Below are 13,722 nucleotides of genomic sequence, written 5' to 3'. Positions count from 1 at the left end.
TTGTCCGCGATGCTCACACCGATCGACCCACCACGGTTAGCAAACCGATTGCGTTGGCTTCACCATCCGCGAAGCGTCGACACACCCGATCAGCGGCATGAGCGAGCACCTGATCGAGCACGCGTTCACACGGTCCCTCGGTGCGAGCCTGGCGTGCCTGAGAAGTTGTTCGACCACCCAGGCCTGTCGGTGCACGGGAAGGCAACCACAGCGTGAGCCGGGATGTACTCAACGGCGCCGCCGGCCAACTGGCGGAAATGCTGACCGCCGGCCCGGCACCCCACCGCCGTACGCGTTCCGGTCGACTGACCGACGGCCACCGGCGCCCGTCCGTGACCGTGCGGACAGCCGGAAACGCCGTTTCTCCGATTGGCGTTCGCTGCGTAGGATCTCCGGCGATCAAGGGGGATGGAACGGTGGGCGATTTCCAGCAGTTCGTGACGGATGTGACTTCGCGTCTGTCCACGATGTCCAGGGGTGAGTTGTACGTCGTCGGCGACGGTCTCGACCGGGACTCACTCTGGCTCACCTTTCTCGATTCCTTCCCCGCCGGCACCAATCTGCGGTTCCGTGAGCGATCCGAGTACGACTGCTCGACCTGCCGCGGTTTCATCAAGCACTTCGGCAACGTCGTCGAGATCCACGACGGGCGGGTCCGTACCGTCTGGTCCGGCGTGTCGGCATCCGACCCGGTCTTCTCCCCCGTCGCCGCCGCTCTGGACGAGTTCGTTCTTTCGCTGCCGTTGTCCACGATCTTCCGGTCCACTCAGGCGCAGTACGGGACGAAGACCACCCGAACGCTGCGCGACGGCCAGGTCGAGGTGTGGCACCACCTGCACGGCCGGGTGGAGAAGCGGCATCGCATCGAGGACGTCGGCGCGGCACAGGGCAACTTTGACGCCGCGGTGCAGGTCTTCCAGCGTGGCCTGGCCGAGCTGACCCGGCACGCTCTGGACACCGTCGTCGACCTCGTCGACGACAACGCCCTCTACCGCGGCGCGGAGCATCGCCGGGCGGTGACCGAGTTCCGCTCGCTGCAGAACCGGTGGACCCAGGCGACCGATCGACGTGCCTTCGTCTTCGCCAACGCCATGAACCCGGCGGCCCGGTTCCGCAACACGGTGATCGGCACCCTCGTCCAGGATCTCTCCGCGGGCGTCGACCTGGAGCAGGCGGTCCGGTCGTTCGAGGCTAAGGTGGCGCCGCAGAATTACCAGCGCCCCACGGCGTTGATCACCCCGGGCATGGTCAAGGCCGCCATGAGGACCATTGCCGAGCTGGGTATCGAGGAGTCGTTGCAGCGACGGTTCGCCAGGCTGTCCGACGTGTCGGTCACCAATGTGCTGTGGGTCGACAACGACGCCCAGGCACGGATGAAGGACGGCATCGAAGGGCTGCTCATGCAGGCGGCCACCACCCGGTCGTCAGGTGTGCTCCTTCGCGACGCCAAGCCGGAGGAGATTCCGGTGGTCTCCTTCATGAAGGACATCCTGCCCGGCGCCGCCACCATCGACCTGTGGGTTGCCAACACCTACGAGCCGCACCTCGTCAGCCTCACCACCGGCAGGTGCCCGGCTGCTCCGCGGTTGTTCAAGTGGGACAACGATTTCGGCTGGTCGTACGGCGGCAACGTCACCGACTCGATCAGGGAGAAGGTCAAGCGGGCCGGCGGCAACGTCACCGGCAAGCTGCGGGTGAGCCTGTCCTGGTTCAACCACGACGACCTGGACCTGCACGTGTACGAACCCAACGGCGACCACATCTGGTACCAGGAGAAGCGCAACAAGCTGGACGTCGACATGAACGCCGGCGGGACGCTCTCCCGCGAGCCGGTGGAGAACGTCACCTGGACCGACCGTGTCCCCGACGGTGAGTACCGGATCGAGGTGAACCAGTACCGCAAGCGGGACAGCACCCAGGTCGGCTTCGTGATCGAGACCGAGAGCAACGGAAAGACCGAGCATTACAGCCACGAGCGCGCGGTCGGCCACAAGGAGACCGTCGAGGTGGGCCGGATGACGGTTGCCGGCGGGGTGATCACCGCTTTCCGGCCGGGTAAGGACGTGCTGCCGGGCAGTGCGGGCAAGGAGTTGTGGGGCATCACCACCGAACAGTTCGTACCGGTGTCCACCATCATGTACTCGCCGAACTACTTCGACGACAACGAGGTTGGCAACCGGCACTACTTCTTCATTCTGAAGGGGTGCGTGAACGACCAGCCGACGCGGGGGATCTACAACGAGTTCCTCCGCAGCGACCTGCAACCGCACCGCAAGGTGTTCGAGGTTCTCGGCGACCGCACCAAGTGCGAGCCGTCTCCGGATCAGCTCTCCGGCCTCGGCTTCAGCTCCACGGTCCGCAGCTCTGTGGTCGCCAAGGTGACCATGACCGGCGGCCGGCGCCGCCTCATCAGCATCCAGTTCTGATTCCCTACCCAGATATTTCAGAGAGGCTACCGTGACCATTTTCGAGAAGGCCACACGGGAGAAGTTCCGCTATCCGTCGGCCAAGGGACTGCTGACCACGGAACAGCTGTGGGAGCTTCCGCTGACCGCCAAGTCCGGCTTCAGCCTCGATGATGTGGCCAAGGCGGTCAATGCTGAACTCAAGGCCGTCGACACCGAGTCGTTCGTGGCCACCGAGGCCAATCCGGCCAAGGCAACCTTGGAGACCAAGCTGGAGGTCGTCAAGCACGTCATCGCCGTCCGCCTCACGGAGGACCAGGCGGCGAAGGCGGCGGCGGCCAAGAAGCTGGAGAAGGAGAAGCTGCTGGCGGTCCTGGCCCGCAAGCAGGACGCGGTCCTGGAAAACCTGACCGAGGCAGACCTACTGGCCCGAATCAACAACCTGTAGCCCGCCGACAATCAGCGTCTGCCAGCGGACCCGCACATCGCCGAGAAGTACGGTCGCCATGCAAGACCTGTGCGGCCAGGCCGGCGCTGACGGCCACTTCTCGGCGAACTCACATCGGTACAACAGCGACCGCGACGCCCCCTCACCGGCATGACCGTGCATCGCGTCCGGCACGACCAACGCCTGATCAGCGGCTCTAGACTAGAAGACGACGTCGTGAGGGGCGGGTCTCGCCACCGGGGCGTTGCAACCGCAGAATAGTGGGGTGACTTCGGAGGCCGCCCTCGGCGAGGTGTTGCGCAGCGCCGCCCGAGTTCGGGTAACCAATGGTGGGGTGTCTGGTGTCCGGGTGCTGGGCGAGGATGTGCTGCTGGAGGTGGCTGAGCCGGCGGCAGTTCGCCAGCTGATCCAGGCCTTGGCCGTCAAGCAGACGACCGACGGGTACTGCATGTGTCACGGCGACCTCGCCTTCGAGTTCTTCGACCGAAGCGGGCGGCTGACTGCAGCCGTGGGATTTCATCACGCCACCTACCTGCGCTGGTCGGGCTGGGACGACGACGCCACGCTGTGCGATGGCGGCGCGGTGCTGCGCTGGCTCGCTGAGCAGGGGGTCGAAGGTCCGTTGGCGCAGGAGGAACAGCGGCAATGGGAACGCCACGAGCAGCGGCTCGCGGAGCAGCGGTGGAGGGCCGCTGCACCCGCCGCAGTAAGTGACCTACTTGATGTGGCAGTGGCCGCCGGCAGCACCGACGGACTTCTTCCCGAGGGGATACACCGGCTGGTCGCCCAGCGCCTTGAAGAAGCGATTCCGGATCGGGTCGAGCGGGCTGGCCTCATGCTTGCCTGGTTTGGCTCGGGAACAGGGCGCTGTTCCGGCTTCCCAGTACACGAAGCATTGCCGGAACCGGCGCTCGCCGAAACACCGATCGCCTACCTCATCCAAGCCATGCAGGTCTACCCCACGGACGCTCGCATCGACGCTGGCGCCGTGCGGCACCTGTGCGGCTGGAAGACCCGCAAACAGCAGGCGAGGGATATCGCCAAAGTCCCGGCGGAGCTACGGATACGCCTGCTGATGGCAGCGAGGGAGTCAGGCGACGACGACAAACGCCGCCGGGCGGAGCGATGGCTGAGCACACCTTCGAGACACCGGCAACGGTAACGTGAAGGAACTGGCCATCGTCGCCCTCGATAACGTCCTCGCAACGTCTCCCTGGCGTGCCGTCGAATGGAACGATGCCTCGAAAGGAGAGCAATGGCGCCGGAACATTATCGCGCTACGGAATATCCTCGACCCGAAGCAGCGAGAAACGCTCTTCGAGAAACGAGGCCCACACTTCTGCCACCGGCCGGCAGCGCGCTGAGTAACCGACCGCAGCACTGAACCCTTCCGGTCGTGCCGAGATCAGTGCGTCGTGCGATCTCCTGCCAAAGAGGGCCGCACCGAACTCCTCCAGCAGTCCTACCTGTCCGACTGCGGCCGGTGTGCCAGCTCGATGGCGTAGGTGTTGGTCATCTCAATGTCGGCGATCGCCTGCATAGCGGCCGCGGACCCACCTCGGTCGCGAAGCAGGCGCGCCAGAAGATACAGGGCGATCTTGTCACCGCGCTGGGCACGCTCATGTAGTACACCGTCGCGGCCTTCCTCGTACAGGAACCGGTTCAGCTGGCGCCGCGCGTGCACGTCGATCTCGGCCCGATCAACCAACTCGTGCAGCAATCCGGCCTTGACGAGCAGATCCATGTGCCACAGGTGTGCGTTGTGCCGGTAAGGGTCGTGGCTGTAACACTCGGCGAACTCGCCAACCAGGGCGATCGCCGTAGTCCAGTCACCGCGCGCTTCGGCCGCTTCCGCCGATGCCTGGTCGAACCACGCTGTCACCACACCAGTATGGCCCTCCTGTCGCGGTGCGCTCTTCTGCCGCGTACGGCGCTGCGCGGAGCGTGATGCCCTCGGATGCTGCAGTGCTCACCCGGCGTTCGCCAGGTTCTCCGAACGGCGGGATAAGACAGGGCGGTGAAGGTGCGCTGGGGTGCCTCGCTCATCCACCGCGTCGTACGAAGCCTGCCACCGAGGCCGGCAGTTCGTCCTGCGGCATGCCCTCGTAGCCAGGACGGGCGAAATCAAAACAAGAGCACGACGCGGTCGCTGGAGCCGTAGTTCCACGCCTCATGCGTGACGGTGTCGTCGAAGACAAGAGTCTTACCTTCGCGCCACTGCCGGGTCTCGTCGCCCACTCGCAGTGCGCAGTCCTCAGGCACGACCAGCCCGAGATGCGCACGGTAAACGGTCGTAACCCACCCCTGATGTGGCTTGATCTGGGTGCCAGGAGCCATCCGAGAAAACCCAGCGGTCGTCAGGCGAGGAACCTTCGTCAACGCGGAGGCAGTATCCGGGCACGCTTCGAGCGCGCCCTCAATCCGTTCCCCGAAGGCGACAAGCCCGTACACGCTCCAGCCCTGGCCGTACATCTCGCGTTGCACCCACGGCTGATAGGTCTTCCGCGGCAGAGCAAGGCACTCATCCCGGATGGCCTCCCACCGTGCCCGAAGATCGGCCAGGAAGGGAAAATGCCGCTGATCCAGGAACATGAGAGACCATGATGCACCAACGACGGATGATGCGGGCTACGGCGCCGCCTCGTGACGATCGTGGCCCTCGTACGCACCTCCAGCGGTAGACGCACGCTATGCCGCCGACCGGGCGTCAGGGTGCATCACCTGAGTGAGATCAGGTGACGCGCTCGCTTCCGCCAACAGGCGAGCACCGGAGGCGCTACGCCCACGGTGGGATGTACCGGCTCACGTACTCGCGAGCACGGGGAAGCGGGTCGCGCCAATACTGATACGGCATACGGGAGTGGTGCTCCTCGCAGAACTCAGCGAGACCAACTGTGATCTTGACACGCTCCAGCGGGCGGCCTTCGAACTCTGTGTTGACCGCCAGCAACTGCGGCTCGGGATGCCAGCCTGAGTGGTCGAACGCCCAGCCGTCCCAGACCGCGTAGACGTGGAAGACCTGCCGCTCGGCAGCGAAGCGCACCGCCGCTATCTCAATCGACCGGTCCGCGTAGAACTCTCGGCATACCCAGGCGAGGACATGACACGCCCCGGCAGCGAAGAAAGCCTGGTCTGTCCGCTCCCATGCGACGCGCTGGTCCGATCGCTCGATCGGCGTCCGACGAAACGTTCGCGCTGCTATTGCTGTCATGACAGGGACGTTAGTCACTGGCCCGACGCAGTCGCTCATGCCGCGATTCGGGCGGCGCCCACGTCCACCGGTTACTCATCGTGAGCAACGGACGTGCGTCGCCGGGCGACCGGCGCCGCAAGGTCCCCCAGGGCCACTCGCCCAGGCCTCTGCACATTTGGCGTACCTGGCTCTGCGGAACCCCCGTACGCCGACAGCGTTGCGGCCAGCGGGCGGCCCAGTCGGTCAGCGTCTTGTATGCGGCGGCGTTGACGGTGATCCGCCTTCAGCCTGTGCGGCGAACTCGGCAGCGGGTTCTGGATAGCCGAATGGGGCTACCCTGACATCGGCGTTTACATCGTCGACTGCCCGTCAGCGGGCCACGACATGATCGCCCTCGACTACCGCTGCCCCGGGGAGCCGACAGTCGTGCACGTCGATCAGGAGTGGAACTACCAGATCACCGTCCTCGCTCCCGACTTCGAGACCTTCCTCAAGGGCATCGTCAACGGATCCGAGTACCGCGACTGATCACGGATCTGTCCCCCCATGCGGAAATGAGGCCGTACCGCCGGGCGCGTACAGGCACCTTTCTGGCTCGGATGGGTAGTAGCGATGTCAGCGAGGCGGCCAAGACCGCTTGTCACAGGATGAGTACGGCAGCTCAAGCGCCGACTTTGGCAGGCCCGACATGCTGGTGATTGTGGCTTCCTCGCTCCCGGTCAAGCTGACGACTGTTCTACTCGTGGCGCTCGCCCTGGCGGGATGCGGGTCCGATGCCCCCGCCCCGGAGGATGCCACCCGAGCGGCCAACTCCGGCGTGGTCCGGCAGGCAAGCGCGTCCGTTGTATCCCAGCTCGACAAGATCCTGACAGGTGTCGCCGAGCGGACACCGGGGATGCGGCCGGTGGCGGCATCGACATCCGACAGCTGCCTAGCCGGCGACACGAACGGCGTCTTCCCGCATGACTCCTACCGCCTGCAGTGCAGCTGGGGTGAGACGAGGTACTTCGCCGTCCGGGGAGACCTGCCCGATGTACGGCGCCAGTTGGATGCGGCGGCGAAGCAGATTGGGTTGATGGCGGTCAGCGGCGAGTCGTTGCAGGACGTGGAGGCCAACCTCGCGGCCGGCGGCACGACTGATGATGGGCAGCTCCTGTCGCCGCCGACGTGGACCTACGTCGCGCCGGGGTACGACGGTCCGCTCCACGTCAGTTGGTCGCAGGCGACTGACTCCAGAGCCAGTCAATATCCCGTGGAACCCCGCTGGCCCCTGGTCTTTCAGGACGACCACCCGGTCGACCTGGACTCGCTATGGAACGGTCCGCTGCCGGGGGCAGAAGTACCTCATCTCGATCACTTCGTCGGTGACCTATCACGAGGTTACCTGGCCCTCCTGACGCTGACGAGGGCGGCGAAGTCCTCACGATCTTGTTCGTAATTGCCACGGGGTACCGCCGTCTTCCTGTCTTGGTTGGCCACCTACACGGTCACCTCGGCCGCTTCAGGGCGTACGGCGTACGTGCCTCCGCGCCCGCCGTGTTCGGGTCAGTCTGGTTCGGGCATCAGGCCTTGCGCGCGGAGTTGTTCCACCTGACTGGCTGGTGGTGGCAGCGGGTCGTGGTCGGAGGGGCGGGGTCCTTCCGGGCGTCCGGGCCTTACCGGATAAAGGTTTCGAACCTGGGTCACCCGGCACGCCACACCGCTGACCTCGAAGTCGTCGGTCCGTTGCGGACGATGCGCCCGCGCGGGCGCGCACGTAAGCCGCCATGAACTCTTCGATCGGGGTGTCGACGTCGCGTGCAATGTCGGCAATGGCGAAGGACTCCGCGTCCCGGGCGGTCTGCGGCGTCGGGTAGGTGGTGAACGAGCGGGGACGCCACCTGCCGTCGACGTGCTTCCCGACGATGAACCCGACCGGGAGCAGCACCACGTTCGGGTGCGTGGACACCGCCCGGCACGAGTCGGCGTACACGTCCTCAGGGAAGGAGGTCGCCGTTAGGACGCCGAGACCAACTCCATCCGGACGAGGGCGTCGGTGAGCCCCGGTGCCCGCGGTCGGGTCGATGACGAGGCCGTCCATCGGCGACGTGGTCCGCTCCGCCTGGCCCGGCGGGTACGGGTCGGCATCGGTGGGCCGGGGCGGCTCCGCTCCATCCGGATGAACGGCTGCGCCCGGATGATCCGGTAAGGACGGCCACTGAAGGTCAGCTCATTGACCGGCTCCCAGTCATGCACCTCGTACGCCCTCTCGTACGCGACCCGCACGGCCGCGTTCTCGACGGTCTGCGGCGTCTCGCCGAACAGGCGCCGAAGTGCGATGCGAGACAGTCGCGGGCGTGCTGCGGCTCGTCGGCGTCGAGCCGCACGATCCGCCACCGGCCCTTCACCTCTTCGGCCGCGCCGAAGAGGTGAAGGGCTCACATCAGCGTGGGATAGGTGACCGAACGGCATTGGGCATCATCCTCGGAGACCGCCGATACCGGATCGTCCCGCTGCTCGATGGTGATCAGCAGGTGCTCAGGCACCCGCTTGTCGTGATGGACCATGTACGTAGTGTTTGCTATCCATTGCCGAAACGCCGCACCTGATCGTGACCACACGGCCTACGAATCGTCGAATGGGCGTGGGCAACCAGGGCCGCTCCCATGGGTCGAGCTCGCGTTGCTCGTCCCATGGTTGATCGGCAACAGCCACAACCGACCGCTAAGCCTTGAACGACTTCGCAGCAATTGACGCGTCAAAGTGGTCGGCCAAGGCCCGCCAGAGCACCGAGAAGTGGGTACACGACCCAGCCTGGTGGACCGGCGTGTGGGCGGCCCACCGGACCAGCAGCCGTCGGCCAGGCTGCTGGCCCGTAGCCGGGGAGCCTTGTCCTAACCTGGGGCTGTCAGCGGCATGTTCAGCTCCTTGATCAGGTGAGGAGCGACGATTAAGCCGTTGCCCCGGTAGTAGTGGCCGCCGGCACGCCTGCCTCGGTCAGCCACCGGACGAACGCCTGCTCCCATAATAAGGGCCGAACGCCACGAGGCCCGTTACCGGAGTTCCGGAAACGGGCCTCGTGACCTGCAGATACTTACGGTGAGCGATACTGGGATCGAACCAGTGACCTCTTCGGTGTGGACTGTCGGCGAGTCGGCCGGATCGGGTGTTGTCTGAGTTCATCCGGCCTGCTGGCGCTCGTCTCGGCCCGGTTCGGCTGGCACGGATGCTGTACTTCACTGCTGTACTGCTGCCAGCAAGACAGGTCCGTGAGCAGCCGCCCTCTACCGTTCCTCCTTCTGGCCCGGTGACTGCTCAAGTTGAAGTTCTCGCTTGCGCTGCTCCTCACGAAGCCGCTCAACATTATGCGCAAAGAGCCGCAGCCTTTCCGCCTCTTGTTCATCGCCATAATCCGCGTAATCATAAAGACGAAATTGGGTCGCATTGTAGTGCTTCTCAATCTCGTCTGCGGTTGATTGAAGATTATACCCACGTTCACGGAATTTGAAGTATGCCGCCAAGCCTGCAGTTATGCTCACAAAGGCAGTCAGAACAGTGGAGAACCAACTTAACGGGTGCGCCCCGGCCATTGCAGCAGTCGTCGTGGACGCAGCAATAGAACCAACGATGATCACGGCCTGGATAGAGTTATGTGTCCGCAGATTTCGTGACGCGCGACCGCGGAAGCTGGCTACAATATCTTTCGAGGCTTCACGATAAAGCCTCAGGGATTCCACCGAATCGGAGGGGAGACGAGTGGCAGCACTTTGCCGATCGTGGCCCAGGTTCCGGACCTCTAGATCAAATTCGACAATCTTCCGCCGATTGGTCAACGCTAGATAGCCGATTGAGACACAAAGAACCAAGAGTGCCAGCAACCCCACGTAGCGGGTGAGCACCGGCTTCTCTTGCCAAAGCCCAACTACTACCGAATATGCAAGGAGAGAGATAAGCGCCAAGCCGGATAGCAGGACCACCCAGTAGATAAATTGAGTTGAGCGAGCTGACCGGAGGCGGTCTATGGCTAGCTCATACTCCTTGCTGATGCTTCGATACTCTTCTTGAGGATCATGGGGGGCGGTCACAGTCGCATCTCTCCACGGTCTACTAGGAGCAGGGGAAGCGGGATAGCTTCGCTCATCCCTCCTTTGCCGTCCAGCATATTGTCGTCTATGCGTCAGAAGTTCGTTCGGGTTAGCTCCTTCGCTGCATATGATGGGACAACGAGGTCCACCGACCAGAGAAATCGGGTAAAGTTACGCCCATGTATGCGCACACGTTAATAGACGTAAGTGGCAACACTCGATGCAGCCTCCACGTCTGGAAGAAATCCCGCTCCCTCTTTGGCGCTTTCAATGAGGCGTTTATCGGCTTCACCGGAACCGGTTACCGACTTCTTGCCGCCTCTCGCGGTGAGGACACTTCAGACGCTGCGCGGAACTGGGATTCTGCAAGTTTGGTGTTGCGCGATGAGGTCGGTAGCGAGCTATGGCTAGACGGGTGCAAGTCTGGCTTTACGGGCGAGGGGGCCGCCGGATCTGGGTACATCCTACATAAGGAGGGATTCCGCTCCGAACTAGTCGATCTCGTGCCTCTCTGCGATTTTTTGCACCTCCGACGAGACGCCGATACTCCCCTAGCCGTTCAATATAGTCGTGAGCGCGTGAAGGCACGTGGCAACCGGCCCGAAGAGCCTCTGTGGTCTCAACACATTCAAAGGCTAATCGCAAACGGCTACTTTAAGGACTTGGAAGAGGCTTGAAGGCCGCCAGCTTGGTGATTCGCTCAACAGGGCAGCAGAAAGGCCACCTTCATCAATGAGAGGTGGCCTTTGACCTGCGTGAGCGATACAGGGATCGAACCAGTGACCTCTTTGGTGTGAACGACGATCTCGCCTGCTGTCGCACGTCGACCGATAATGTCCGATGTCGTCTCGATCGCCCCGGCTACCGTCGGCGATCGTCCAATGGCGGGTCACGTCGCGCCTCTTGCTGATTTCCTGCTGACGCGGCCACAGGCCCGCCTCCGGCCTTCCCTTCCTAGCCGTAACCGGACCTCGCATCGTTAGCCGGGTCATCTCACCTCGTATCTGAGGCAGCCCCAACCTGCTCCGGTCATCGCTCGGGCAACCGTCGCACCGCCCTCGCCACACGGCTGCCGCCTCGGAGAAGTGAGCCACCGTTCGCGAGAAGCTCCTACCGCCGAGCCGGTCCACCGCATCTGCAAGAATTCGAACCGATCGTGCATCTAAGCCAACTGGATTGTCAGCCAAGGCAGACACGATTCCGCGAAGCTCTACTACCGTGCTCGCATTAAGGGTTCCCGCCTGTTCCAGCCGGTCCGCTATCGACTCCAACCGCTTCAACGGGGGTTCGAAAATCTCGGCAACGTACTCCATAAATGCATCTTCATCGACTGGACCTATGCGGCTCAGTTCAGCGTTATTGTCACCCTCGTGCTTCCGCTTCCACTCAAGCAAGACCTCCGCCGGATACAGCCTCCCCCCGGTCCTCCTGTCATCGACTTCCGCGTGATGGGGCAGGCAAAGCAGCAATAGGTGCCTGAACGCGTCGCGTTGCGAGTCAGGCATCCCCGACATGTACCTAGGCGCACCCGGTCGCACGCCATAGATATGAGCAATCTGCACGTTCTGGCGGTACACGCCTGGACGCACCTCGAACATAACTGGCATAGGGCAACCCGGGCCGTAGCACCGGCCGTTGCTAATCGCCCAGAGGGCGGCCTCCACCGACGCGGGTATCCCTCTCCTATTGCCAGTCATAGCTCCCCCTCGCCGTCATCGCCGAGGAGGAGCACACGATAAGAACAGCTTCGAGGAGAAGACCGTGAACAGGAGTTGCCCGCGCACACCTCTAGTTCAGCGGAAGTCGTCCCATGACCACTTCGGTGCGCATGCCGCAGGTTTAGGACCGCCGGCTGATGCCCCCCTTCCCAACGAGCTAAGGGCTAGCCACGCCACCGGGCACCCGACCGAGGGCGAGCAAAGATTCTTCGATTGCTTGAAGCTTATCGATCACTTCAGCTGCGGATTGAGAAAACGCCTCTCTTGCCGCAATCTCATCTTCAGCGATCCAGCCTAGAACCTTATTAAGGAGCAGGCGCTTCGCTTCCCGGCGCTTTTTCTTGTCCGTTCCTGACAGTGCACGTTCAGCCTCCTCTTTGAATAAGGGTGGATAGTAAAGCTCGAAGTCGGCACGATCAAAATTAATAAAGCGATCCGCTGGCCACCCAGGGAACTTGAGCTTCAGCTTTTCGATAACGGAGACGCCGGACTCATCGCCATCTGCAATCACCCAGGCTCGGCCTCTATACATCGGCTCCAGGTGAGCAAACAAGAAAAGTTCCAAGTAATCCTGCATGATGGGCTCAAGGCGTGAGGTGCCACTGGCCGCTAGCGTCCTGAGACGAAGCAATCGCGGAGCGAACCAGGGGATGAGGAATTCTTTCGCCAAGCGTTCGGCGCTGGACTCCTCGAAGATCAGCCACCCTTCCCCAAGGTCGAGATCCGCCAACTCGTAACCAAGGTCCTGCATTACCGATAGCCGGTCCGCTGGCGAGCTGACTACATCGTAGGTACTGACTGGTGGAACCTTTCCGTCGCTCTTACTGTGGACAACCACAGCACCAGGGACAGTGCCGAGCTTGGCCATAACGATGCTGCTATGCGTCGATATTACGAACTGATTGGTGCGTGCAGCACTAACAACCAGGTCTAGAAGTGCCTTCAAGGCCTGCGGATGAAGGTCATTCTCCGGTTCTTCAATTAAGAAAAGCTTGTTCTGGCTAGAGCTCAGGCTAAGAAGCAAGTTAAGCGCCGAGGTGATGCCCGCACCCATCGCGCTCAGTGGAATCTCGGTAAACCGATCAATCTGAACACCAAGTCGCTGCTGCCCGTGCTCGTTTGTCAAGATGTTCAGATTGACGCCGAGAACGTCTCGACATGCCTTACGGAATGCGCGCGCCTCAGGTATCTCCGAGGTAGCGAGGGCCATCACCCTCGAAACAAGGTTCGAGTCTGTCGGACTGACAGTTATTGCAGAGTCGCGCCGAACCTGCTCTTCATAGCGCGGTTGACGGCGCGTCGCCAGCACGGGATAGATGGCATTTTTGGGTTCAACATTCCCCGCTAGCCGCGCAGGCTGAAATTTGTCTCCGTCAATGAGTCGAGCTCGGACTTGTGAACGGCCGTTTCCCAACAGGCGGACAGTAGATCCAGGGTCGACCAGGGCTTCACCCCCCACTAACCGTGCAAGCCTGCTCCATTCGCCGACCTTTAAATCAATCTCAAACTCCGCAGCCCCAACGCGGACGTCACCATCCTCCTGGGGCGCCCCTTCTTGAGAAAGATAAAGGGCGCGAATGATGGTCGACTTCCCTGAGTTATTTCGACCAACAAGCAAGGTCACGGGACCAAGAGGGATCTCGCCGGAATCGACGATTGAACGGAAATTCCTTATCGACACCGAGGTATAGTGCATCTCTCCCCTAACTCAGCCCGCGACCGCCAACCAAGGATCTCGTCGCATCGACGCAGCTTAAGCCTTCATCTGCCATCCCGATGCTCCTATGGAGGTCAAGGGGTGAGGGCGGCGAAGTCTGCGCGTAGGGCGGTGTAGACGTCGCGGACGATGTAGCGCTTGAGGCAGCGGAGGATCTCTTGCTTGCTGAGGCCTTCG

The 13,722-nt window shown here is 62.8% G+C and carries 13 protein-coding genes and 2 pseudogenes; 6 read left to right on the top strand and 9 right to left on the bottom strand.

From position 1 onward, the window contains the following. Positions 1-416: 416 nt before the first annotated feature. The 4 genes from F6X68_RS04430 to F6X68_RS04415 all read left to right on the top strand — a co-directional run bounded on the left by F6X68_RS04430 (position 417) and on the right by F6X68_RS04415 (position 4,217). Positions 417-2,426: a hypothetical protein gene (locus tag F6X68_RS04430; protein WP_151453077.1), complete on the top strand. Its 2,010-nt coding sequence runs from the start codon at positions 417-419 to the stop codon at positions 2,424-2,426. A 31-nt stretch (positions 2,427-2,457) separates the two neighbouring features. Then, a complete protein-coding gene (locus F6X68_RS04425) occupies positions 2,458-2,853 on the top strand; it encodes a hypothetical protein (protein WP_132407173.1) in 396 nt (131 codons plus the stop codon). 265 nt (positions 2,854-3,118) lie between these two features. Beyond that, positions 3,119-4,015, top strand: a complete 897-nt coding sequence (locus tag F6X68_RS04420; RefSeq protein ID WP_151453047.1) for a hypothetical protein — start codon at positions 3,119-3,121, stop codon at positions 4,013-4,015. Between the two features lies 1 nt (position 4,016). Then, the gene (locus F6X68_RS04415) at positions 4,017-4,217 is read left to right on the top strand and encodes a hypothetical protein (protein WP_151453046.1); all 201 of its coding nucleotides are present in this window, start codon (positions 4,017-4,019) and stop codon (positions 4,215-4,217) included. Positions 4,218-4,315: 98 nt separating this feature from the next. Here F6X68_RS04415 and F6X68_RS04410 read toward each other — a convergent pair whose 3' ends face one another. From F6X68_RS04410 to F6X68_RS04400, 3 genes are all read right to left on the bottom strand, one after another. Further along, positions 4,316-4,735: a hypothetical protein gene (locus F6X68_RS04410; protein ID WP_151453045.1), complete on the bottom strand. Its 420-nt coding sequence runs from the start codon at positions 4,733-4,735 to the stop codon at positions 4,316-4,318. 242 nt (positions 4,736-4,977) lie between these two features. Continuing rightward, positions 4,978-5,445: an aspartyl/asparaginyl beta-hydroxylase domain-containing protein gene (locus F6X68_RS04405; protein ID WP_225851969.1), complete on the bottom strand. Its 468-nt coding sequence runs from the start codon at positions 5,443-5,445 to the stop codon at positions 4,978-4,980. A 184-nt stretch (positions 5,446-5,629) separates the two neighbouring features. Further along, positions 5,630-6,064, bottom strand: a complete 435-nt coding sequence (locus F6X68_RS04400; protein WP_151453044.1) for a hypothetical protein — start codon at positions 6,062-6,064, stop codon at positions 5,630-5,632. 264 nt (positions 6,065-6,328) lie between these two features. Between F6X68_RS04400 and F6X68_RS04395 the strand changes: the two are divergent. Together F6X68_RS04395 and F6X68_RS04390 are read left to right on the top strand one after the other, a co-directional pair. Then, positions 6,329-6,574: pseudogene (locus F6X68_RS04395) on the top strand (SMI1/KNR4 family protein); the annotation flags it as partial. A 160-nt stretch (positions 6,575-6,734) separates the two neighbouring features. Beyond that, positions 6,735-7,484 (top strand): hypothetical protein, encoded by a 750-nt coding sequence (locus F6X68_RS04390; protein ID WP_151453043.1) that lies wholly within the window; start codon positions 6,735-6,737, stop codon positions 7,482-7,484. Between the two features lie 107 nt (positions 7,485-7,591). Here F6X68_RS04390 and F6X68_RS33985 read toward each other — a convergent pair whose 3' ends face one another. The 6 genes and pseudogenes from F6X68_RS33985 to F6X68_RS04375 all read right to left on the bottom strand — a co-directional run bounded on the left by F6X68_RS33985 (position 7,592) and on the right by F6X68_RS04375 (position 13,509). Continuing rightward, complete coding sequence (locus F6X68_RS33985; RefSeq protein WP_225851968.1) at positions 7,592-7,744, bottom strand: hypothetical protein; 153 nt, start codon at positions 7,742-7,744, stop codon at positions 7,592-7,594. 121 nt (positions 7,745-7,865) lie between these two features. Next, positions 7,866-8,329 (bottom strand): annotated as a pseudogene (locus F6X68_RS34805) (DUF5954 family protein); the annotation flags it as partial. Then, complete coding sequence (locus tag F6X68_RS34800; protein WP_358122814.1) at positions 8,251-8,433, bottom strand: DUF5954 family protein; 183 nt, start codon at positions 8,431-8,433, stop codon at positions 8,251-8,253. The gene F6X68_RS34800 and the pseudogene F6X68_RS34805, both read right to left, overlap by 79 nt. 30 nt (positions 8,434-8,463) lie before the next feature. Beyond that, positions 8,464-8,592 (bottom strand): hypothetical protein, encoded by a 129-nt coding sequence (locus F6X68_RS34615; protein WP_255474685.1) that lies wholly within the window; start codon positions 8,590-8,592, stop codon positions 8,464-8,466. A gap of 717 nt (positions 8,593-9,309) precedes the next feature. Continuing rightward, a complete protein-coding gene (locus F6X68_RS33975) occupies positions 9,310-10,110 on the bottom strand; it encodes a DUF4231 domain-containing protein (protein WP_225851967.1) in 801 nt (266 codons plus the stop codon). Positions 10,111-11,985: 1,875 nt separating this feature from the next. Then, complete coding sequence (locus F6X68_RS04375) at positions 11,986-13,509, bottom strand: AAA family ATPase (RefSeq protein WP_192581275.1); 1,524 nt, start codon at positions 13,507-13,509, stop codon at positions 11,986-11,988. Between the last annotated feature and the right edge of the window lie 213 nt (positions 13,510-13,722).

Origin of the sequence: Micromonospora sp. AMSO12t (genome assembly GCF_008806585.1) — a bacterium.
GTDB lineage: Bacteria > Actinomycetota > Actinomycetes > Mycobacteriales > Micromonosporaceae > Micromonospora > Micromonospora reichwaldensis.
This window is presented reverse-complemented; position numbering and strand designations above follow the sequence as displayed.